This is a genomic window from Burkholderia sp. ABCPW 14 (assembly GCF_001523835.1).
Taxonomy (GTDB): Bacteria; Pseudomonadota; Gammaproteobacteria; order Burkholderiales; family Burkholderiaceae; genus Burkholderia; species Burkholderia mayonis.
Map to the genome: position 1 here is coordinate 1 of NZ_LOVS01000165.1, position 24,232 is coordinate 24,232.

13 protein-coding genes and 1 pseudogene are annotated in these 24,232 nt (G+C 64.2%); 4 read left to right on the forward strand and 10 right to left on the reverse strand.

Going from position 1 to position 24,232, the window contains the following annotated elements; genetic code table 11:
* The 10 genes and pseudogenes from WS62_RS39090 to WS62_RS26185 all read right to left on the reverse strand — a co-directional run.
* A pseudogene (locus WS62_RS39090) lies at positions 1-270 on the reverse strand (c-type cytochrome biogenesis protein CcsB); the annotation flags it as partial.
* 257 nt (positions 271-527) lie between these two features.
* Entirely contained in the window at positions 528-1,202 is a 675-nt protein-coding gene (locus WS62_RS26145; RefSeq protein ID WP_066577129.1) for a c-type cytochrome, read from the reverse strand.
* Positions 1,203-1,264: 62 nt separating this feature from the next.
* On the reverse strand, positions 1,265-2,650 hold the full coding sequence (locus WS62_RS26150; protein WP_066577112.1) for a cytochrome C: 1,386 nt from the start codon (positions 2,648-2,650) through the stop codon (positions 1,265-1,267).
* Between the two features lie 244 nt (positions 2,651-2,894).
* Positions 2,895-4,589 carry a c-type cytochrome gene (locus tag WS62_RS26155; protein WP_082721301.1) on the reverse strand — a complete coding sequence of 565 codons (1,695 nt, stop codon included), beginning with the start codon at positions 4,587-4,589 and terminating at the stop codon, positions 2,895-2,897.
* A 2-nt stretch (positions 4,590-4,591) separates the two neighbouring features.
* Complete coding sequence (locus WS62_RS26160) at positions 4,592-5,425, reverse strand: hypothetical protein (RefSeq protein WP_066577115.1); 834 nt, start codon at positions 5,423-5,425, stop codon at positions 4,592-4,594.
* A gap of 26 nt (positions 5,426-5,451) precedes the next feature.
* Positions 5,452-6,261, reverse strand: coding sequence for a hypothetical protein (locus WS62_RS26165; protein WP_066577118.1), 810 nt, complete (start codon positions 6,259-6,261; stop codon positions 5,452-5,454).
* Positions 6,262-6,305: 44 nt separating this feature from the next.
* Positions 6,306-6,776, reverse strand: a complete 471-nt coding sequence (locus tag WS62_RS26170) for a hypothetical protein (RefSeq protein ID WP_231748425.1) — start codon at positions 6,774-6,776, stop codon at positions 6,306-6,308.
* A gap of 29 nt (positions 6,777-6,805) precedes the next feature.
* Positions 6,806-15,070: an Ig-like domain-containing protein gene (locus tag WS62_RS26175; RefSeq protein ID WP_197422927.1), complete on the reverse strand. Its 8,265-nt coding sequence runs from the start codon at positions 15,068-15,070 to the stop codon at positions 6,806-6,808.
* A gap of 17 nt (positions 15,071-15,087) precedes the next feature.
* Positions 15,088-16,623, reverse strand: a complete 1,536-nt coding sequence (locus tag WS62_RS26180) for a multicopper oxidase domain-containing protein (RefSeq protein WP_442855105.1) — start codon at positions 16,621-16,623, stop codon at positions 15,088-15,090.
* A 73-nt stretch (positions 16,624-16,696) separates the two neighbouring features.
* Positions 16,697-18,268, reverse strand: coding sequence for a multicopper oxidase domain-containing protein (locus WS62_RS26185; protein ID WP_066577122.1), 1,572 nt, complete (start codon positions 18,266-18,268; stop codon positions 16,697-16,699).
* A 677-nt stretch (positions 18,269-18,945) separates the two neighbouring features.
* On the opposite strand from WS62_RS26185, the gene WS62_RS26190 reads away from it, so the two are divergent.
* The 4 genes from WS62_RS26190 (at position 18,946) to WS62_RS36975 (ending at position 23,771) form a co-directional block, all read left to right on the forward strand.
* Entirely contained in the window at positions 18,946-20,880 is a 1,935-nt protein-coding gene (locus WS62_RS26190) for an SMP-30/gluconolactonase/LRE family protein (RefSeq protein ID WP_066577123.1), read from the forward strand.
* A 632-nt stretch (positions 20,881-21,512) separates the two neighbouring features.
* Positions 21,513-21,716, forward strand: coding sequence for a hypothetical protein (locus WS62_RS26195; protein ID WP_066577134.1), 204 nt, complete (start codon positions 21,513-21,515; stop codon positions 21,714-21,716).
* Complete coding sequence (dbpA, locus tag WS62_RS26200; protein WP_066577126.1) at positions 21,713-23,110, forward strand: ATP-dependent RNA helicase DbpA; 1,398 nt, start codon at positions 21,713-21,715, stop codon at positions 23,108-23,110. The genes WS62_RS26195 and dbpA overlap by 4 nt, the downstream gene beginning before the upstream one ends.
* Before the next feature lie 370 nt (positions 23,111-23,480).
* The gene (locus WS62_RS36975; RefSeq protein WP_156441146.1) at positions 23,481-23,771 is read left to right on the forward strand and encodes a hypothetical protein; all 291 of its coding nucleotides are present in this window, start codon (positions 23,481-23,483) and stop codon (positions 23,769-23,771) included.
* The last annotated feature ends 461 nt before the right edge of the window (positions 23,772-24,232 follow it).

Consider the following 24,232-nt stretch of genomic DNA (forward strand, 5'->3'; position numbering starts at 1 on the left):
CCAGCCAAGCACGATGAGCGCCGGTACGGTGCCGATCAGCACGGCCTTGTCGTAGTAGTCCATGTGCGCGTGGTATTGCGCGAGCGCGAAGCCCGCGCCGGCCACGAGCGCCAGCGCGAACAGCCAGGCCCGCGCGCCAACGCGCAGGAAGCGGAGGCGCTTGTCGAACAACATCGATACGATCGCGGCGATGGCATGGGATCGACGCGCGGCGTCTGCACCCGGGACTGCGGCATCGAGAGAGGTGGGAGTTGGCTTCATCGTCTTCATCGCAACGAAAAACAGGTCATGGGACAGCGAGAAAAAAAACGCACCGCCGGGGGACGGTGCGCCAAACCGCCAGCGACACCGCCGCGGCGACGCGCAAGAGCGTCAATCCGGGCGATGGCACAGGCAACCATGAAATCAATGTCGGCCGGCTGCTGGCGGACCCCCATGCATCAATCCATATCCGGTGATCGCGGCGATCGCGCGAGCATGAGCTGTCAGTCGCCGCCGCAAGCACCGCCACGTCGAGGCAGACCTTGTCATTGCTCGGCCGGCGGCGGGTTGGCCGCCGCCTCGGTGTCCGGCGGAAATGCTTCCACGAAAGCGGCGACGGCACGCATTTCCCGCTCGTTCATGTTCGCGCAGACTGCCTTCATCACGTCGCCCCGCGGCCTCTCAGTGGTGTGCTGAAAAATCCGCAGTTGCTTCATGACGTAGTCCGCATGCTGGCCCGCGAGACGAGGAAACTGATTCTTCCCCTCGCCGTGCTGGCCGTGACATGCAATGCATGCCGAGACGCCTTTGTTCGGCAGCCCGGACGCGAAAATCGTCCTCCCTTCGTTGACGAGCGCGAGATCGTCGGCCTTGCCCAAGACCGGTTGCTGATTCGAGAAGTAGGCGGCCAATTCGTCGATCTGGCCGTCGCTCAAGTGGGTAAAGCCCCACATGAATCGCTTCGCGTTCGGATCGGACCGCGCATGGGTCTTGAAATCCTTCAACTGATCGACGAGGTATTCCCGTTGCTGCCCCGCGAGCTTCGGGAAGGCGGGTGACACGGACACGCCCGTCGCGCCATGGCAGTTCGAGCAAACCTGCAAAGCGATGGTCTTGCCGGCGACCGCCGGATTGTCGACGGCACGGGATCGCTCCAGGTCCTGACAGGCCGCCCCGGCAACCAGCATCCCAATGCCGATGAATTGCGCCAACTTGCTCATGTCGTGCACCTCCTGACCACTACCCTCGCCGCGCGCCGGACGGGAACGGACCACTCGCCATGTCACCAGGAAGCGGCCCATAGATAGATAAACAGCGTGTCGTTGTCTCTCGCGTTGCGCCCATTGCCGTCATAGTTGGTCTTCGCGCCGAGGAATTTGGTGAAATGCGTGTACTGGATGCCGATTCGAACGTTTTGTATCGGTATCCAGAAGATCTCCGGCATCACCCCTTGCGTGTTCGGCGAGAAATTCGCGCTGCCCGGATAAGCAACGCTGTCGCGCGTGCCCGTCGTATTGAAGAACGAAAGACTGACGCCGTACTTGGCCTGATAGACGTACGAAGCCTTGAGTCGCAGTGAATCGAGATTCGCCGACGTGCTGTCGCCCAGAACGAAATTATTCGGATCGCGAATGTTCTCGCGGATATAGCGCGCCTGAGCAGTGACCGTGTGCGGCTCCAGCAGGTACTGGTACTGCGCGTCCACGCCAAGGTCGCGATAGCGCGTCACGCCTTGCCCGAAGATCGGAAACGCGTTCGCGTCGTTCGGATAGATGTTCGCGTTCAGCCCGAACGCGCCGAGCATCACGCTATGCGGCCCCCAGTCGCGGGTCAGCGCGATGCGTGCGTACGGGTTGTAGCCGCGCAGATAGATCTGCGCGTGGGCCGTATCCCCAGGCTTGTTGCCCTTGCTCAGAAACGACCAGATGCCGTCGGCCGTGCTGTACGCGGTCAGTTCGGCGTAAAACGTCTTGTTCCAGTAGAGGTAGCCGCCGATGCCCGCGACCTGTTGCGCCAGTCCCCCTTCGATGATCGGCAGGTTCTGGATGCGGGCGACCGGGCTGATCGTCGACGAAATATACGGGTAGCTCCACGCCGGCGCGGTGTTCCAGACGTCCTGCACGGTCGGATTGTTGTGCAGCGTCAGCCCGAGGATCAGATCGTTCGCGTTGGTCATGATCCGGTCGACGAAACGGAAGTCGGTATTGTCCGATCCCCAGTGGCCGACCCACCGGTTTTCGCCGTTCTGGTGGTCGTAGTTCGTATAGGTGAACTGCGCGAATCCACCGATCTTGTCGGTGATCTTTCCGGCGAGAAAAACGCTGGCCGCGTCGAATATCGGCAGGCCGTTCTTGGGATTGATCGGATTCCCGCTGGAGTCGAGGTTGTACCTTGTCTTGCTCAGATCGGCGGTGGCCATCGCGGCGAGCGGAATCGTGCGCTCGCCGAGCGTGTAGCCACTCAGCTTGAACATGCGGCCATAAGGCGTCAGTTCGGGAAACTGGCCGCCTGCGTGACACGCGACGCAGCTTTGTCCGGTTTGGCGAGCAAAGATGGGCAGCGCATGCGCGGCGGGAATCTGGAGCAGACACAGCGCCGTCAGCGCAATGGCCACGCCGCGGCCCAGCAATCGACGAAATGTGGCCAGACTGACGAGCACCGTTGTCATGGCTGTTTCTCCCTGCGTCGCGTTCCGCCTGCCGCACCGCCGGCGGTTCACACTGAAGTTCGCATTCCTGGGTCGCACCGGATGGCGGCGAGCGAGGCGGTACAGACGCCTCCCGGCAACGGCGCTAACGCCTCGATGGGATTTGAATGCGTCTTTCCACGCTTGTATTGTGCAAACGCGCACTGACCTCAGCCATGGGTCAACGTCCTATTCTCGCGGTAGGGGGAACGCGCGCGGCCAGGGCTCAGGGCACGGTCCAGCCGCCGTCGGCCACGAGCCTCGCTCGATCCGGTTCGGCGTATCGGACGATGTAGCCGCCTTTCGAAGCGAAGCGCTGCCCCGGCGCGAGCGTCAGGCGCGGATAGTAGCCCGTCAGGATCCGGCGTTCGAGCATGTCCTGAATGCGTTCGACCAGATATTCGCGGACAAACGTATCGACCATGTGGCCGAGCGTCTCCGCCAGCAGTCCGCACGCAAGATACGTGTCCGCCTGCACCTGGTCTGCGACGATCGGGATGTGGCGGATCGTGAACCAGCCGAACGCATAGTCGACGCGGACGCGCCGCCCTTCCGGCAGGTCGAACGGATACGCAAGACGCGTGACGCCGCGCCAGCCCGCCGGCAACGGCGCACGGTCGAGACCGCCCATCAGCCCTGACATGAACACCCCCGCTGAAGCCGGCGGCGACCTGCCCAGCGCGGCGACGTCGGGCGGACGCAGCCACAGCACGACCACGTCGGCACGCGAGACGCCGTCGAGCGCACGCGCGACGTGGACACCCGGCGCAAGCGCGCGATTCGACACCGCGATGCCGTGGCCCTTCAGGGCGGCGGCGAGCGCGGCGGCGCCCCGCTCGCCGTTGTCGCCCGCGCGATAGACTTGCCGGACCGCGTGGATCGTCGGCGCCGGCCCGCCGCCGGCTTCATCGAGAATTCGCTTCGCGATCAATTCCGCTTCGAGCAGCACGCCCTTCGAGAAATACACGGAATAGAAATCGCGATCGGTTTCGACCGGCACTTCGACGTTGGGAAAGAGACACGGCACAGCCTGCGCTTCGCAGAAGTCGTGGACCGGCGTCCAGTCCTTGCCGCCGATTCCGGACAGCACGGCCAGCACCGGCTGCCGCGCCAGATACTGCGTCAGTTGCTCGCGCCATGTTGACGGAGAACCGGTCAGCTCCCATACATGCAGTTCCCAGCGGCGGTTGACCATGAACATCATCTTGCGCGACGAGCGCAACGGCGGCGTCGCACCGAGCGGAAACGCGTTCTTGTCGGCGAAGTAATGCTCGAGCACGTCGAGCATCGCGCGTCGCTTCACCGGGTCCGCATCCGGCGTCACGATCGTCGCGAAATGCAGCACGGTGTCCTCGACGCCCGGCGGCTTGCGGTGATCGAGGCGTTTCAGATAACCGATCAGCGCAGCCATGTCGGCGCCGCTCAGCGCATACCGCGGCATCAGATCGCTGAGCGGCCTGCCCTCGGAGTCGACGCCCTCGCGTATCGCCCTCGCGATCGTCGCGTCGGTGTACGGCTCGCGATTCGTGCGCACGCCCGGAACGTAGGGAATATCGAGATCGGCGTTGCTCTCTGCGCGCGGATGCGTCAGATAGCGGTTCGTGATCGGCGGAATGCTGCTGTTGCCTTCCTCTGCCCCGAGACCGCTGCGACGATGGCAATTCATGCAGGCCGCCGCGGCGCCATGCATGTGCACGGCGCCGTCGTGCACCGCTTCGAGCGGCTCGCCCGCCCCCGTCATTCCTTGCTGGAAGATCGCTTGCCCCGTGTCTGCGTTCGCGGTGGCCGGGGCCGGCGGACCGCAGTGCGCAAAGCTCGCCGGCGCGAGCAATACGACGGCCAAGGCCGCCCGGACGAACGCGCGCGAAGCGCGGCGCCGTACCGATTCGACGGCTCGCGGCCTGTCCCAGGCGCCGTCCATGGCTAGCGGGCCGCCTGCCCCGCAGCGGCAGCGCCTGGGGACGCGTCGACGTCGATGACCTTGTTGTGCCGGCCCGGCCGGCCCGGCTTGTCGAACATCACGTCTTCGAGCGGCGGATTCAGCGAGACCTTGTCGATCAGCAGCCGGTCGCGCCGGCCGGCGCTGGCGACGTTGCTTTCGATCGTCAGCGGTATCTGCAGCCCGTCGACGTTCCGGTAATTGCCGTAGGTCACCTCCACGGTGAGCGGCTGCCCGCGAGCGTCTCGCGCGACGCGATCCGACTTCACGTCCAGAAAGGTCTCCGCGTCGATCCACACATGACGGGTCATGCCGGACTGGAGCTTTACGCCTAGACGATACGCACTGCGCCCGGCCACCCGATCGACGCCATCCAGCGTGACGCCGACACCCTTTGCCTCATGGTCGATCAGCAGGCCGTCGATCACCTGCTCGTCCCGCGCGGATTGCAGTTCGTCCACCGTATAAGGCTGCGCCTCCGCGCCGCCGCCGAAGCCTCCCGGACTCAGCTTCCATCCCTGCCGGCCGTCGAACACGCGGACTGCTTTCCGGTTCATGAAATTGATCTCGAAGCGCGTCTTGTTCGGGCGTTTCAGCGCGATGACGAACGGCAGATCCTGCACCGGGGCGTTCGCGCTGTCCACGCGCCCGATCCACACCATCGTCTGGATCTTCCGCCAGGCGTCGAGACCGCCTTTCGCGGCGATGTTTCTTTCGACGATCTGGTCCGCGCTCAGGCTCGGCGCCGGTATCTGTTCGCTCGCGAACACCACCGCGGCGGCGCAACCGGCGAACATCCATAGTCCGATTCGTTTCATGGCCGTAGACCTCGCGAAACAGCTTCTCAGCGGCTCGACACCTTAGCCGCGGCCGGTTGTGGCTTTGCAAACAGCGCGTCGTCCGTCGGCTGATTCACCGCCACCTGCTCGATCGTCAGCTTGCGCGTCTCCTTGACGCCGGCGACGACCGTTTCCAGCGTATGCGGCACGACGAGCGCGCCCTCTTTCCGATAGTCGCGATAGAAGATCGCGACGTTATGCATCCTGCCGTCGAGCTTGCGCGGTTCGCCGTCGATCTTCAGTTCCAGAAAACTGGACGCGTCGATCCACACGCGGCGCGATACGTTGTCTTTCGTCGTCAGCTTCAGCACGTACGCGCGGTGCTTCTCGACGAACTCCGTGCCGAGCAGCGCGACGCTCGCGCCCTTGTTCGCGTAGTCGATCAGCGGACCGTCCAGCTCGGCCGACGACGCAGCCGACGCCAACTCCGCACGCGTATAGGGCTCGGCTTCGCTCCGCCCGAGAAACGGCCGGATCTTCCAGCCCTGCGCACCGTCATAGATCTGATAAGCGGTCTGGCCGTCGAAGCGAATCTCGAACCGGTTCTTGTGCGGCCGCTTCATCGTCATCACGAACGGCAACCGCGTGTTCTTCGTGCCGCCGACGTCGATTTGCCCTGACATCCTCATCGCGTTGACTGCCCGCCATGACTGCAGCCCGCCGCGCGCCGACACGTTGCGCTCGACGATCTGCGCCGCGCTCAAGTGCCCTGCACCCGCGGCTTGAGCCGCCCCCGCGGCGGACGCCGCGTACGCGGCCGCGCCGCACGCCAGAAGACCGGCCGCCGAAAGCGCCTTCGAAAGAAACCGGATCATGACTCCCCCTTTTTGCTTCAATGCGACCAATGTCCGCCGCGCGATCATTCGACCGTCAACCGATCGACGTGAAACGGACCCACGAATATGTCGACGCGCTCGCCGGGCTTGATCAATTCGCCCTTGTTCGAAAACACCATCCAATACGCCCGGCCGGCTTCCAGCGGACCGCTCTGGCGCAACTGGCCGATCTTGTCCATGACCGGGATCTCGAGCAGCGCGTGGCTCGTTTCCCCGTACAGATAAGCCGCGGCGCTCTTGTCGCCGAGCAGCCGCGCCGCGGCCGGGTCCGTCACGCGATAGCTGAAGCGGATCAGATTCCCCGACGCCGTGCGGCGCACATGCAGGTCGTCGACGCCCTTCATCAACTGGTAGTAGGTCTTCGCGTGGCGCGGCAGACTCACCGGCGAATACGGCGATTGCTTGAGCGTGGCCGACGCGCGCGCATCGCCCGCGACCGCTTGAACCAGGGTCGCGGCAACGCATGCGCCGGCCGCGACCCGCATGGCCCGCATGGCCCGCTCAGTCGATCGGCGCAGCCCGCTCATTGCATCGCTCCCGTCAACGGATGGAGTACGCGCAACGGCTGCGCCGGAATCAGCGGCGTGCCCGCCGCCGGGTTCGTGGGCAAGGGCGGCAATCCGCCGCCGCCCCCAGCGTTGCCGGCTACGGCGACGTTGCCTGGCGCCGCCGCTCCGGCCGCCAGCCCGAGCAACACACTCGACGGCCCGAACGGCTGGTTCCCCAACGCGAGCGGATCGATCTGCGTCCCGCCCAACAGGCTCGGCTGGATGAATTCGACTGCGCCGATGTCGAACCCGCCGCCCTGCGGTCTCCGTATGCCGAAGAAATCGTGATTCGGCGCACCGGCTGCCGTGCCGTTATTGATCGCCGCCGACGTCGACGTAATCGAATAATTGCCGAGCAGCGTGTTGTAGCCCGGGCTGCCTGACTTGAGCGCTTCGTTGAACAGCGACAACGGACCGTACGACATGTTGATCCAGTTGTTGCCTTCGTCCGGCGTCGCCGACGGCAGCAGGCTGAAGAGCGGGTTGGGCAACACCGCGTCCGCGATGCCCGGCGGCACCGTGATGCCGATTCCGCCGGCTTCCGGGGGCATGCGCGATCCGTTGCAATACTGCCTGACGACGCCCGGATTCGATCCGCGGTTGTTCGCATTCGGATAGTCTCCCGCGTCGGTCAGGATCGAGTACCGCGGACTCATCGTCAAACCCGACTGATGGTTGCCCGGCCCGGTGTCCCCGAACGCGCCGATGTCCCAGTAGACCGCCGCCGGGTCGCAATAACCCGTCGGGTGTCCGGCCTGGTTCAGCGACGGATTCAGCGCCACCGCGTTCTGCAGGCCCGCGATGTTCGGGTTCAGCCCGCCCACCGTGATGTAGAACGTGCGGTTCTGCCAGAATATGTCGTTTCGCAGCACCGGGTTCGAGAACGTCGTGCAGTTCGGCTGACCCGTCGGGCACGCCACATCCGGATCGGTGAACGCCGTGATGAAGTTCGCCGTGTGGCGCGCGCTCTCCAGACCGGCCGGCTGACGCGTCGACGTCGTGATCGGATTGCACGTCGTTTGCGCGCCGACCGTCGTGCAGTTCGGCGGCCCGACGTTGGCCTGCGTGGCGGCGTCGGTGTTGAAGAGCACGCCCGACGAAGCCGTCGCGTCGTTGGAGACGACCGTGTTGTTGATGAAGCTCACGCGCACGGCGTCCTGCAACGACACGCCGCCGCCGGACCATCCGGCGACGTTGTTCGCGATGATGTTGTTGATGACGCGAACCTGATACCACGCATTGCTGTCGCTCGGGCTGCGCTGCACTTCGGTGCCGTTGATGTTCTGCAGCCGCAGGCCGCCGCCCTTGCCGCTTTCCGCCGTATTGCCGACGATGAGGTTGCCGTCGATCACGAGCCCCGGACCGACGCCGTCCGAGAGTTGCGGCGCGCAATCGAGATCGATGACCTGGTTCTCGCAGAACGTGCCGTCGGGCGGCACGCCCTGGGCGATCACGCCTCCACCGTAGGTAGGCAGCGTCGGATTGTTGCTCTGGTTGAACAATATCCAGTTGTGCGAGATATCGCCGTTGTAGCTGAACCCGAAATGAGCGACCCCGCCGCCGTCGCCGCTGCTGATGTTGCCGCACACCCAGTTGTAGTTGAAGTGATAGTAGTCGGCGCCGGTGCAGAAGGTCACGCCGCCCGCCGACGACGGCGTCGTCGAGTTGATTTCGTCTCCGTACGAAGCGTTCGACGTCACCGCGTTGTGGTGCACGTTCACATACGAGTTGAAATTGAACGGCAACTGCGTCACGCCGTCCGCCGCGATGGTCGCGTCGGGCGTTTCGACCTGGCCGACGATGATGCCGCCCGTGAGCGTCCCGGCGTTGGCGAACACGCGGTTGTTCGACACCTCCATGTGGTGGTTCCAGCCGTGCAGGAAGATTCCGCCGCCGCCTTGCGAGCTGTTGGTGAAGGTCAAGCCGTCGATGCGCGACGGGTTGCACAGGAAGTTGCTCGAATACGTCGTGCAATCCGCATTGCTCTTCGTGAGCGGCGTGCAGATACCGTTCGCGATGCAGTTCTGATCGGGTTGCAGCACCCCGCCCACCCGCACGTCCTTCACGCCTTTGCCGAGCACCGTGATCGCGGCGCCTTCGTACGCGCCCATCAGCGTCGGCTCCATCAGCATTTCAGCCAGATTGCCGTTGAGGTTGGCGTCCCAGCCCGACGTCGGTTCGAACGGTATCCCGTCGACCTTGCGCTGCATCGCGACCGGACACGAGTACGTCCCCGTCGGATCGTACGGATTGCTCGCCGAGATCAGCCCGCCGTTCAGCGCGTCGCCGAACAGGCAGCCGACCTGCCGGCGCCACGGATCGAGCTTGCCCGACGGATGCGTATTCGCATTGACGGTCACGGACCCCGCGCCGACACCTTGCAGCCGAACCGGCTTCCACATGAGCAGCATTTCGTTGTAGACGCCCGGACCGACGATGATCATGTCGCCCGGAGTCGCGTTGTCGATCGCGGTCTGAATCGCGTTGCTCGTCGCGTTCTCGCCGTTCACGTAGGTCGGCGCCTTGCCGCCGACCGTCACGGTCACCGTGTCGATCGAGCGCTTGCCGTTGCCCGCCGTGATGACCAGTTCGCCGCAGAACGTCGGCGCGCTGACGCCGCGTTGCTGGATCGTGCAGCTGGAATCCGCCGCCAGCAGCCGCGGAACCTGGACCTGGATCTGCGCGTCGCTCCAGGACACCACCGGCGCAATCGCCCCGCCGATCGTCACCGAACCCGATCCCTGCTGCGGACCGAAGCCATAGTGACGCGTGATGAACTTCTGGTTGAACGGCGCCGTGGTCGCGCTCGGCCCTGTGTACGCGTTGTTCACCACCTGCTGGTCGCCCAGCGCCTTGATCGTCAGCGTTTTGCCGAACGCCGAGACCCACGGCCCCGCCCCGCCGCCACTCGCGTCGCCCGTCACGCTCGAAATCGCGGGCGTCGCATCCGGGTACGCGCAATCAACCTGGTCGTAACCTTCCGCGAACGCCGAGACCGGCACCACGGGCGTATCCATGTACTGCGTCTGCCCGGGCATGAACGGAATCTCGTAGCAGAACTGGCTGTACGCGGGATTGAACAGCGGATCGCGCATCGTATGGCCGGGATGCGCCGGATCGGGCATGTCCGGATCGTTCATGCAGGCGACCATCATCGTCGGCGCGTAGCCGGTCGGATTCGGCGGATTCACTTCCCAGGTCGAATACGTCAGCCCGTTAAAGATGCCCCACTGATCCGCATAGATGCGGGAGATTTCGTTGCCGGCGAAGTCCTTGATCGACACCGGCACGTTCGGCACCGCGAACTTCTCGCCGAACTGCGGCGAGTACGGATCGAACTCCGACGAGAAATCGTCCAGCATGAAGCCGGTGAAATGCGCGGCGACGTGCGTCGAGCTGAAAATCCAGAACTTCGCCAGCACGGCGCTTTGATCCGTGAGCGTTACTTCCTTGCGGTCGCACAGGTGCCTCGATGCGCCCGCGAACGGCGCGACCTCCTGCGAGCCCGGAAACAGACTGATGTAGTCGGGCACGATGCGCAGTTCGCCGACGCAGGGCCAGAATCGCTCGACGCTGCCCGTATCGCCTTCGCCATGCGGCGTCGAGCCGAGATTCGAAGTCGGATTCTGCGCGTTGTTCCGGTTATAGGCCGAATTCACGGCCGCTTGGTCGGGCAGGATGAAAATGGCGCCGATGCCGGCGAACTGCTGCGTGACGGGCGCGATGTAGTTGTCGCCGATCAGGATGTTCTTGTCCTCCTCCTTCACCAGTTCATAGCCAGGCGGCACGATCACTTCGACCACGTACGTGCCGGAGGGCAACATCCGGGTGCCGTCGCCCGACGGGTTCGCCACGCAGATCGTGCAGTTCGTCGCCGTCGGCTTGCCGGTGGTCGTGTCCCTGCCCGTCACGCTCGGGAATTGATACATCCCGTCGAACGGCGCCGGCTGCACCTGGTTGAACACATGCATGCCGTCATAGCACTTGAACTGCGCGTGCGCAGGCAGCGCGCGATGCTGCGGGTCGAGCCACTGGGTGGTGTCCTTCAGCGTGAAGAAGAACGGGTCGCTCGTCTCCTGCCCTGGGCAGTTCATGTTCGGGACGCCATCGGAGCGGAAGCCCTGCGCCCAGTCGTCCCAGCTCGCGGTCTGCGTCGTGTCCACGAGCGTCAGATTGGCGGTGCCGTCGGCCGCCGTGCCTTTCTGATACAGATTCACCGTGACGTTCGGCACGTCGGGCGTCCATTTCGTATGGATGAGCAACGTGGGATCGTCGAACGGCCGCGTCGATGCGTAGATGACTTCCCCCCTGATGCCGCCGTTTTCGTTCGGCGCGAATGGCGCCTTGCCGAACTCGATGAATGAACTCTGCCCCGAAAAGCCCTGCCAGCCCATCGTGGTCACCCACGGCGGATCGACGCGGCCGGTCGAGGGATTCGTGCCGGAACGATCGTTGCAGTCCGCGTCGTTGCAATACACCGCGCCCGGCACCCGCAGGTTCGTCGGCAAATGGGCCGTCGACGATTCCAGCGTGTTCGCGTAGTTCGCCGCGATGGTCGAGTTGCCGCCGCCCGGCGTGCCGTCCGGCGGGCCGCCCGCATCGTAGACGACGTGCACGCCCGTCTGCTTGAAGCGGGTCTGATCGGTATCGACGACGTACCAGTTGAAGAGCGGGAACACTTCGTTGAACGTCGCGTAGCCGTTTGCATCCGTGACGTTGAAATTCGAATAGCTGCCGTCCCGGAAACGGACGTTGGTCGAAAGGAGCGCGAGGCCCGGGCTGCTGGGCTGCGAGACGCCGCCGCCGTTCTGATCCAGGAAGCTTCGCGTATAGAGGTTCGTCTGCCACTGGAGCACCGAAATATCCCCGACGTCCTTCGTCTGGCCGCCCGCGAGCTGGACCGCCTTCGCCAGCCCGTCGACGATCTGGTCGTTCCATTGATCGAAGATCGTGATGCGATAGGTGCCGTCCGGCAGGCCGCCGATGTTGAAGATTCCGTCGGCGTCGCACTTGGTGAACGCGACATCCTCTCCGTCCGGATCGCCGACGCTCACGTAGCACTGCGTGAAGCTCAGCGGCTTGCGCGACCCGCTGCCATAGAGATTCTCGTTCGGCGGACGGCTGTAGTGCAGGTTCGTCACGCGGCCCTTGATTCCGTTGTTGCATGCCACGCCCGCGCACAGAAGCGGCAGCCGCGCATTGATGATCTTCGGATTCGCAAAGCCGATCGACACGTGGAAGCCCGCCGGGCCGAACTCCTGGAAGTACGCCGGCCCGCCGACCTTGATAAACGCGTCATGGCCTTTCTGTCCATCCAGCGTGTTCGTCTGCAGCCACTCCTCGCCCTTCGCGATCCTGTCGGCCGCCGGCGTCGCGACGATCCCGTACCGGCCCGGCATCAGGTTGGCGATGATGGCCTGGCCAACGAGCGGCGACAGCGTCTTGCCATCCGATTCGTACTTCGGGCACGTCGGGATCATGCCGACGAGGCCGTCGGTCGACGTCGAGATCGGGCACGCGTTGAGCTTCGTGATCGGATCGATCGTCCCCTGCAGCGAATTGGACAGCGGCATGTTGAACATGTCGTAGCTCATCTGCCCGGTCGGATCGCCGGTGCCGCCCGCATCGTCCCAAAGCTTGATTTCGAATCCGCCGAGCCCCGGCTCGCGCGCCGTGCCGAACCCATCGGTGCCGCCGCTGACATCCACTTCGCCGTTGAGCGGCGCATCGTCCTCGAAGACGAACACCGAGAGCTTAGCGGTCTGGAACGGCGTCTGTTGAAGCAGCACGCTCACGCTCGTCTGTCCGGGCGCAATCGGGGCGCCGCTCATGCTGTGGCCGCACTTGCCCGTGCCGGGCGCAAAATCCGCGCCGCTCGGGCCCGACGGGCAGTCCTTCGCGATGTCGAACTGACGCAGCGGCCCGGTCGGATTCGCCGGGTCGATCGGCTGCGCATTGCCGCCGCCGTTCGAGAACGTGTTGCCGGCATCGCCCGGCAGGATCGAGATGTAATAGCGCTTCGTCGGATCAAGCGCCACCTGCTTCGGATCGACCGGCGCCTGTTGCGCGGCGGACGTGCGGCACACACCGTTGCCGATGTCGCACACGGCGGGCAGGTGGGCGTTCGTGGCCGGGTCATACACCGTCTGCCCCGATTCACAGGCGACGACGCCGACGCAGCCGGCCGCCACCACCGGCATATAGCTCGTATGAAAATTCGCACCGAGGCTCGGCACCGGCAGCGGCGGACACGTAGCCGGGCGCGTCGCGCTGTTCGTCTGGCAGGCGGGATCGATCTGGAACGTGCGGTCCTCTTCGATGATCCAGCGGTAATCGTTCAGCACGTAGCCGGTCTTCGCGTCCGTGACCGCCACCGCGAGTCCGCTGCCGCCCTTGAAGGTCACCGTCACGGTCGCCGCGCCGCTCGACGTGTTCTGCGAATTGACGGCCTTGTACTGGAAGGTCACGTTGGCAGTCGCATTGCCCACGGGCGGCGCGCTCGGCGTCGCGGTAAACGACCCGTCCGCATTCAGGGTGACCGTGCCGCCCGTCGCACCGCCGACCACGGATGCAGTCATCTGCAGTCCGGAGGGATCTTTCGCATAGGCAAGCACGCCGGGCGCGCCGATCTGAAGCCGCGACGCGATGTTGCTCGTGTAACTGGCGTTGCTCGCCACCGGCGGCCCCGACAGGCAGCCGTTGCCGGACGTGCAGGCCGCAAGCGTCACCGTCGCCGATACCGCGGGATTGCCGTTCGCCTGATAGACGAAGCTGTCGGCCGTCGTGCCGGCGTTCGGCACATAAACGAACGTGCCGTCCGAATTCAGCGTAAGCGCACCGCCCGTCGTCGGCGTCTTCACCTGCACGCCGTACACGTTGACATCCTTCGCGATCACGCCCTTGGCCGGGTCCGACACGGTCAGCGTGTTGCCCGGAACGAAGTAGTAGGTCGCGGGATTCGCGACCGCGTTCTGAATCGCGGCCGCGCCCGGCAGCGCGCCACCGTTGACGCTGATGTAGCCCTGCATCCCGCCGTCGCGCTGATTGTTGGTCGACAGGCTCAGCTCGCGGTCATAGACCGGCATCGCCAGCGCGCCCGTAGCCGGCGCATTCAACAGCACGTCTTGGGTCTTGCCGGCCGCCATGAACGCTTCGGTCTGGATTCGCGGGTTGCCGGGCAGCACGTTGCCGTCCTCCGCGATCAGCGAGAAGCCGGACACGACGGGATTGCCGGTTTGCGCGCCGACCACCGCCGGCACGTGCATCCTCAAGCCCGCGTTCACGAAGCGCAGGAGCACCTGGCCCGTCGACGCCGGCGCGGTGACGGCGAAGGCCGACGCGTTCGGATTGGTCCGGTCGAACGCAATGCCGTTGATCAGGTAATAGCGCGGATCGTAGTTCACGGTCGGCGGATAGCACGTGCCGAACGAGATCGACTTCGAATCGCCGCAGCCGCCGGGCTGCCCCGACCATGCCTTGGTTTCGCTGAAGCCCGTGGTCGCCACCGCCGCCGCGACCGCGGCGTTTTGCGCCGGATCGATTTCACTCAGCACGAGCGGCACGTCTGCGTCGTAGTTGACGCCCGGATAGGCCTGTGCGCGCGTCGCGCCGTTGGCGGGCGTCGCGACGACGAGCACGCCGTACAGCCCCATCGGCCCCTGGATCGACGGATGCGTTCCCGATTCGATCAGATACGTGCCGGGGCTCAGGTTGTTCCAGGTCAGCGCCGTGGTCGTGCCGGTCGGCACTTCGGTCGCGAACGATTGGACGCGCGGCCCTTGCGCGGGCGGCGTAAACGTTGCGCCCGTCGCGCTGTTGGCGATCGGCCACGTGGTCGCCGTCTGCGTCGGATGCGATGGGCTCGGCATGCTCGTCGCCGCCGTCCCCAAGCCTGCGCCCAGTTGCCCGACGATCACGAGCGACGTCGGCACGGCGCCCGGCAGATTGTTCGTGAGATTGATCGTCAGCGGCCCCGGCGGCGCGGTGACGACCACGGGCGACCAGTTCGCGCCGGCGCCCGGATTCGATGCCGCGCACTTCGCGGGCGCCACCGCGGCCGGCGAGCAGACATAGCCCCACATCGGCACCGTCTGCCCGTCGGGCAACGTGGCCATCTCTGCCTTCGCCGTCAGATTGACGACCTGTGCGAAAGATGTCTCCGCGGCCATCAGCAAAGCGGACGCCACGATGCCTGTCTTCAGCAGATTGCCGAAGGTCGCCTTGAACTTGGAGGATCTCATCGCGCTTCTCCCCGCCTCTAATTGGATTCGTCGATCAGGAATACTTGTGGATCGACGAGCATCATCATCATCATTCCGCCCGGGAAGATGTTGTTCGTCGTGATCTCGCGCTCGTTATGCGAGTGCCACATGAACGCGAAGCCCGCTTCGGTCGCCGGTGGGTTCAACACCGTGCCGCTCGGCGGCGTCGTTCCGGTGGGCGCGGTCGCTCGAATGGTCGCGTCCGGTCCGAGATAAGGACTGCCGCCGTACCAGAAGCCGTTTGTCAGCACATGCGAATCCGGCAACGTGACCGGCCCGCCACTGCCGACATTGCCGAACGGATGCGCTTCGAGCGGCTTGTTGTGATCCGCGCACCATTCGTAGTAGTTCGGCGCGTGCGGATCCGCGGTGTAATAGCCGTTCGCATCCGGAATGCAGACGCTTCCGTCGCCCGGCTTGTGTGCATAGACGTCCCAGTTCAAGCCCTTGCCCGTCCAATAGAAGATGCCGTCCATCGCGAGGCCGGGCGTCGTGGTGGTCGTGAAAAGCAAGGGGCCGGCCACCTTCGTCGCGTCCGTCTTGCTCAACAGCATGTTTCCGTCGCGCGCCAGCACACGGACGTGATTGCCATGCTCGTGGAACGGATGCTGCCAGCGGCCCGTGCCGATGATCCGCAGCAGCACGAGTTCGCCTGGATGCATGTGCGGATTGCCGTTGTACGGTTGATGCGGATATTGCGCCGCGTAATTCGGGTCCATGTCGTCCGGCATCGAGCGGCCGTTGACCAGGAAATACGCCGGGTGATAAGGCTCCGTCTCGACCGTCATGCAACCGTTGGGCTGCGTGCACGCCATCGACGCCTGCTGCTCGGCCTGCGAGTGGATGCGCGGGTCCATTTCGGAGAACTGAAACAAATATTCCCGGTCGTAGCAGGCCGCGCTATGGTTGTACGCCGCGGCGGCATTGCGAAAGTCCGGTTGGCCGTCCGGAAGCGTCGCCGCCACCGCCCGGCAGCCGGCCGGTACGGCAAGCGTGCCGGGCGCCGAGGTCGGCAGCACGACGATCGCGCCGTAGAGCCCCATCTCGATCTGCAGGTCTCCCTGCGTGCCGCTGTAGTACGCGTGCGTGCCGGGCGTCGCCGCAACGAAGCTGTACGTGACCGTGCCGCCGTGCGCCGCCTCGCGCGTCAGCAGCCCCGGCATGCCGGTGAGCGTCGCGGGGCACGTTCCGTCCGGATTCAATGCGGCCGCGCATACCTGAAACCCGGGGAAGAGGATCGAGGTGTTGCCTGCCGCCGCCGGCAGGTTGTTGGTGAGCGTCACTGTCACGACGTCGCCCTGCTTGACGATCAACGTCGGGCCGGGAATCTGCATGCTCGGACAGTTCGCGCCTGCGATCGTCGACGGTGAAAATCCCGCCGGCGCCGTGCGGCAGCCGTAGCCCCACGAGTAGACGCTCGAGCCGTCGGGCTGCGTGATGCGGTTCGCTTCAGCGCTCAGATCGAAATGCGTGCCCGTGATCCCCGGCGCTGCCGCCTGCGCGTGCAGACAGAACAGTGTCGCGGCCAGCATCGCGCCGAGCCGGGCAAGGCGCGCGAGCGCCGCGATCCATGTGTGCTGATTGATGTGGCCCACGGCTCTTCTCCTAAGTACAGGACTTCGTCGCCGGGTCCACTGCATGGCAGATATGGACCTCGGTCATCAATCCGCCGAAGTTCTCCTGGTCGTTCGCCAGGTGGTCCAGATTCGGCGTGTACAGGTAATAGACCGAGCCCGGCTGATACTTCGTCGTGTCGCTCGCATCGAGGATCACGTCGATGGATTCGCCGCCGCCCAGCGTGATCGAATTGGTGCGGTAAGTCATGTCGTTGCCGGACATGTCGCGCAACAGGCGAGCGTTGATGCCGACCACATGCATCGGAATCCCAAGCGACGCGAGCGTCTGATATTCGGTGACATCGAGGTCCGAAATCCTGAGCAGCGCCTTGCCGCCCGCCGGGATGTTGACCAGCGTCGGCAACGGTTGCGAGAAATGCTGGGAGCCGTCCGCCACGGGCGTCGACATCGGACTCGGATTCACCGTGTCCGGATAGCTGCGCCCGTTCAGCAGGAAGAACTTGTCCCGCATGTCGGTGAACGGTTCAGGATTGAACGTCATGCCGACGAAGTGGAAGTTCGGGTCGAAGCCGTGGATCTGCACCGGGTACTCGACATCGTAGGCGGTCGAGCCGTCGCCGTCGTTGTACGCGTAGAGCGTCGGCGTACCGCTCTTGTTGTTCGCGTGAAGGACGCTGTTCGTGGGTGGCAGCGGCGTCGAGCACAGGATGTCGTTGCCGCACTTCGTGCGCAGATCCGACTGCTGCGCGACGAGTGATTGGTACAGCGACTTGCCGCCCGGCACCCGGTTTTGCCGCGGCCGCACGAAAATCTGGCCGACCATGCCCATCTGCAGATGCTCGGGCGGTGTGATGTGGCAGTGCCAGAAATACGTGCCCGCATCCGGCGCGAGATAGTAGTACGTGAAGCTCGCGCCGATGTTGATCGCCACCGACGCGTCCGGCACGCCGTCATAGAACGACGACGCGTTCGGATAGCCGTGGAAGTGCACCGTGTGCTTTTCGAACAAGTCGGGGCGCATGATCATTCCGACGTTGGTCAGCGTGAGGAAGAACTCGTCGTCCTCGTCGATCGCCATCGTCGGCGCGGGCTCGTTGCCGTTCATCACGCCGACATCCATGATCGGCCGCGGATCAACGTGTCCCGTCAACTGGCCCGGCGGCACGGATTCCGGATCGGGAACGAGCCCAACCGCGCCGTTGTAGGCCGGATCGGTCTTCGGATCGCCGACCGTGTTGAATACGGATGCGAACTGTGTGCCGGGCAATCCGGCCTTGATGTCGGCGAGCCCGGATAACGGGCCGAAAGCGAACAGGTAGGTCTGCACGCCGTTGCCCATCGTCGCGTAGCCGTCGCCGCCCGAGATCTGCTGGCACTTGATCGCACCGTTGACGACGCCCGTCGATGTCGAGTTCTGCCCGGTGACGGACGGTCCGATGTAGGCCGGTTCCCCGGCTCCCGCCGGCAGCGCGGTCGGATGGAGCGTCGTGCTCGACGGACATTGCACTCGGAACGATTGCGCAAATGCGGGCGACGCGCACAACAACAGCATCAGCAGCATCGCAACGCCGCCGCCGCCATACTTGAGGGTACTGAACATGTGACCTCCGTCCGTGGGGTCAAGCCGGCGCTCTGGTTCTGCGGTGATTGCGCGGGCCTGTGACGCCTCGACACTGCCCCGTGTCAGAATTATGCGAACGAGCGTCGGCGGATGGGATGGGTCATCCCCCTCCACTTGCAGTAGGGCAAACCCAGTGAACGGGTCCGACGTCGCGTTCGGGCGCGACAGGGCGCTGACGTGCGCGCCCTCGCCGGTCACATTCGCGTCTGCCGAATTGAATTCGTCGCAACTTCATCGACAAATTTGTCGACACGGTACGGTGGCCGAGGCTGTCTGACCTTGCCCCTGTTTCACGAATCCCATAACCGAGGAAATCAGGCAGGTCAGCCGCAACGGCGTCCAGTCTTCATACTCGACCACAAGCGCGGGACTTCCCGAGCGGAACCGCGTGGCTGTAGCTTGATCTTTGGAACGACTTGGCGATTGGTTGCGGCAATGAGGAAGCGCTGCGCGAGCGGTTCACCAGCGCGAGGTGCCCGCCATTCGTCTCGAATCAAAGAAGTCATTCCCGTCCTGTAACTTGTCGACGGTACGCCGGACGTAATACAGACCGCACCCGATGCTATCGACGAAGATTTCACCAATCGCGGATTTCAAGAAATCTGGCCGGCCGACCACGCATGTGAAGGATTGCTACATTCAGGAGAGCATCAGTCATGGTCGAAAAAAAACGAATTCAAGCTGCGCTCCTCGCCGCAGCGATCGCCACGATTGCGCCGGCCTGCCGGGCGCAAAACACCACCGACTGGCTGGCGAACACTTATGGCACCCTCGCCGCCCACGTGGGTAACACCGCGCGTTCCATGTGGGTCGCGCCCGACGGCGTCATCTATACGGCCTCTATGTGGGACGAGTACGAGGGCGGCGTCGCAATCTACCAGAACGGCAAGAGCCTCGGCTCGATCGGCACGCACGCCGAGTTTCAGGGCGGCGCGATCACGGGCAACGCGACGTCGATCTTCGCGGCGCTGCAGGCCAGCAGATCGTACGGAAGCGGCGCGGTGGGACGATACAACCGCACCACCAGGGCTCGCGATCTTTTCATTCAGGTCAGTGCGTCGAACAACCAGCCTCGGGTCGACGTCATCACCGGACTCGCGACGGCGGGCTCGCTCCTCTATGCGAGCGACTTCTATGGCAATCGCGTCCGGATCTTCACCACTGACGGCGTGTGGCGGCGGGACATCGACGTCTCGGACCCGGGCGCGCTCGCCCTGGATGGCACAGGCAATGTCTGGGTCGCACAAAAGCGGGCGGGCGCGATCGTCGAGTTCAGTCCAACCGGCGCCCTGCTGAACACCCTCCGGATGCCCAGCGGGTCGCAGCCGTCGGCGCTCTATTTCGATGCATCATCGGGGCAACTCATGGTCGGGGACGAGGGCCCCGACATGAACATCAAGCGCTACAACCTGTCGGGCACGCCGACGCTGGCCGGTACGTTCGGCATTCAGGGCGGCTATCTCGACACCACGACGGGAATCAAAGGCCAGGTCGGCGCGAAGCGCTTCACCCGCGTCACCGGCATCGGCAAGGACACCGCCGGCAACCTCTATGTGCTCAACAATCCGTGGGGCGGCGGCTGGGACCTCGGCCGCGACGGCGGCACCGACATTCATGCGTACAACCGCGCCGGCAACCTGCAGTGGACGCTGCAGTCCCTCAACTTCGAGGGCGTCGCCGCCCCGGACCCGGCCACGGATGGCGCCTTGTTCTATGGCGGCACCAACATCTACACCGGCAGCGCCGGCGGCACCTTCGTCGCGAACACCGTCGATCCGTTCACCTACCCGTCGGACCCGCGCATCAACGTGAACGATGTCCAGCGCGACGAGCATTTCGGGCAACTCGTCTCCGTCGGCGCGAACCGGATACTCGTGGCGTTGGGGCAGAACCCGCCGATCTTCTATTTTTTCCATTTCGACAAGGCGAATGGCTACATCGCCATTCCGGATGCATCGATTCCGGGCACCGCGTTCCAGACGAGCCTGCGGGTCACCGGCGGATTCTGCATCGACAGCAAGGGGGGCGTGTGGGCCGGCCTGGACAAGACCGGTTCCATCTACCACTACCCGCTGACCGGCTTCGACGCCAGCGGCAAGCCGACATGGGGACCCGGCATCCCGATCCGCATTCCCGAGAGCATCCAGCCGCTGACGCGCATCGTCTACCTCGCCGACAGCGACACCATGATTCTCGGACAGGGCATCATCGGGAGTACGGACTGGACGTCGATCGGCACGCGGATCGAGGTGTATCACGGCTGGAGCGCGGGCAACACCACGGCACCCAATCCGGTGATCAACCTCACTCACGCCGGCGCCAAGTCGATTGACGCGGCCGGCAGCCATCTCTTCATCGGCTACTGGTTCAGCAGCAGCGGGCAAGCGCGGCCGAACATCGACGCCTTCAATCTCGCCACGGGCAACCTCGACGCCACACTGGTCAACACCAGTAACGGTACCGTGGACGCCAGCAGCGCCATCGATTCGATGTACGGCATCAGGGCATATCTTCGATCGACGGGCGAGTACGTAGTCACGAAGAACAACGTCAAGGGCTCCAGCATCACCGTTTATCGCTGGACGCCCTGATCGTGCGTTTCGTCCATGAGCGAGGCTTGGCCGGGATCGGCAATCATGCGCCACAGCGCACCATCACGAATCCCGGCCGCCCCTCCGCGTAGCGCGGCTCGATCAGCCACCGAACGCGGACGCCGAGCGCCGAAAGCGCGCAGGCGGCCGAGCGCGACGACAATGCGCCCGCGATTGGTCGCCAGCCAGCGTCCGGACGGCGCGGGCACTCACGCACGGTTAGTTTTCCGATCTTCTTTCTATTTGCCGAAGCAGGTCAAACGCGACGAACTTCGATTGCGGCACTCATGCGCTTCAACGTAGCGCACGTAGCGCATATGGCGTCCGCCTATCCGCCGGCCGGCGCGGGCCCGGCGGCCGACCTGCCCCGTTGATCCCGTCGCCGCGCCCGTAATGGCTTCAGGCGTGACGCGGCAGCACCTCCGGCAGTTCCGTCTCGCACATCCGTTAAAATCACGGCATGCGCGATCTTTCATCGCCGCCTGATCAATCATCCACCTCGACGAAACATCAAGCGAATGGCCGCGTGGCATCCGTCCCTTCATCCGGAGCACACACGCCGTGGCCGCGCAACGCACGCGCCTTCACGCGAACCAGCGAAGGCGCGCAACAGAATCCAGCGGGAGAATGACGTGTTTACTTGTAGAAACCAGAGCTGCGGCACGCAGTGGGAGCCGTCCGACGTCGTCATCAAGGACGAAGGCCAAGGACTGCTGTTCCGCTGCCCGCTATGCGGCGCGCGCAACTATGTCGAGCGGTTCGACGCCGACGACGGCACGATCGTCTACGAGCAGCTCGAAGGCCGTCCGTTCATCCAACCCGACGCTACGACATGACGAACAAACCGACCGCCACGCCTTTCAGCGCGCTTTCGCTCGCGCCCGCCACGCTCGCCAATCTCACGCAGCTCGGCTACGTCGACATGACGCCGATCCAGGCGGCAAGCCTGCCGATTGCGCTCGCGGGGCACGACCTGATCGCGCAGGCGAAGACCGGGAGCGGCAAAACGGCGGCATTCTCGCTCCCGTTGCTCGCCCGGCTCGACGCACGCCGCTTCGACGTGCAAGCGATGGTCCTCTGTCCGACGCGTGAACTCGCCGATCAGGTCACGCAGGAAATCCGCCGCCTCGCGCGCGCCGAGGAGAACGTCAAGGTGCTGACGCTATGCGGCGGCACGCCGATGCGGCCGCAGACGGCGAGCCTCGAACATGGCGCGCATATCGTCGTCGGCACGCCGGGGCGCATCATGGACCACCTGGAGCGCGGCAGCCTCGCGCTCGGCGCATTGAATACGCTTGTGCTCGACGAAGCGGACCGGATGCTCGACATGGGCTTCTTCGACGATATCGCGACAGTGGCGCGTCAGTGTCCGAAAGAGCGTCAAACGCTGCTGTTCTCGGCGACGTACCCGGACGGCATCGCCAAGCTGAGCCAGCAATTTCTGCGCAATCCGAAGGAAGTGAAGCTCGAAGCGCGTCACGACGACAGCAAGATTCGCCAGCGCTTCTACGAAGTGACCGAAGACGAGCGGCTGCACGCAGTCGGCATGCTGCTGAATCACTATCGTCCCGTGAGCACGCTTGCGTTCTGCAACACGAAACAACAATGCCGCGATCTGCTCGACGTGCTGCGCGCGCAGGGTTTTCATGCGCTCGCGCTGCACGGCGAGCTCGACCAGCGCGAACGCGACCAGGTGCTGATCCAGTTTGCGAACCGCAGTTGCTCGGTGCTCGTCGCGACCGACGTGGCCGCACGCGGTCTCGACATCGCGCAACTCGAAGCGGTGATCAACGTCGACGTGACGCCCGATCCCGAAATGCACGTGCATCGCATCGGCCGTACGGGCCGCGCGGATCAGGACGGCTGGGCGCTGAGTCTCGCGAGCATGAACGAGATGGGGCGCGTCGGCAGCATCGAGCAGGCGCAAAAGCGCGATGTCGAATGGCATCCGCTTGCCGAGCTCGAAGCCGAGAGCGATGCCCCGCTGTTGCCGCCGATGGAAACGCTGCAGATTCTCGGCGGCCGCAAGGAGAAGATTCGTCCCGGCGATGTGCTTGGCGCGCTGACGGGCGAAGCGGGCTTTAGCGGCGCGCAGATCGGCAAGATCAACGTGACCGAGTTTTCGACGTACGTGGCGGTCGAGCGCAGTGTCGCGCGCGATGCGCTGCGCAAGCTCGGCGCGGGCAAGGTCAAGGGCAAGAAGGTGAAGGTTCGGCTGATGGACGAATAGCGCGCGGCGCGCCGGCCGATTCGATGCACTCCGCCAGCGCCCAATGAGCGAAGGTTCATTGGGCGTCGGTCATGAAACGCGCCGGCGCTCGCGTCGGGCGGCCTGCTCTGCCAGGTTCCCCGCTGCGAAATCCGCCAAACACAGCCCGTCGCCTGCCGGCATTTTTTCATAAGCGAATGGTCGGGCGTTCGGTATGCCGACGAGGTGTGATGTGGGCGTTGGAAAGTACAAGCCGTTAGTTTTGAATTGAAAGCTCCGCCTGTCTCGCCAGGCGCCGCACATCCGTTGTGCCCGCTTCCCCTTCCGGAAATCAGGCCCAACCGCCACCGCCCGGGCCCCGCCGCTCAGATCCAATGCGAACGCATGCGACATGGAAGCCATCGTCGCACTCAAATACCGAGCCGATGATGTCGGCTCATCAGCATTCGATCATGAGCTGAGCGCGGAGCGCGCCGCCCTGTCTTCGCCGGCGACAAGCACAACAAGCCGCACGGCGTCCCTCCCCGCCACGCCTTTTGCTTTGGCATTCAACCCCGAGCCACCGGTGCGTCGAAGCATTCTTCTCAATAGATTGGCCGACTGTTTCCTTTTGCCCGGATTTGGAAATTTCGCGCTCCAGTCAGCACGATCGGATCGGCAATCAAAACTTACGGCATCTTGACTCACGTTATCCGGATGCCGCCATATTTATCTATTTTTTGAAATGCTCAATCATTTAATCCACAAAACTACATTACAACGCCAAATTGAAAAGATAATTTTCACCAATCCTCAAATTACAGAAACTACCAATTCTCATTGTTTTTAAAAAATCTTCCGCCCCTTTTATTGACATCTCCGGATATATGCCTAGACTCCTCGTGAGGCATAAAAATTCGGTCATAATCCCGGCCTCGATCAAAAACCCGCATCGATACAACTCATTCATAACAGGAGTTTTTGCCATGAGGGAAATTCTTGCGACAATTCGCAAAAAAAAGGCAGCGCTTCTTGACCACCCCGTCTTTCCGCAACTCGAAGCAGTCACCCTCCCCCAAATCAAGGAAATGATGCGCGTGTGGTCGCCGTTGCTGATTCATTTGGCGATGACGTTCCGCGACATCAATCGGATGTATTACCACT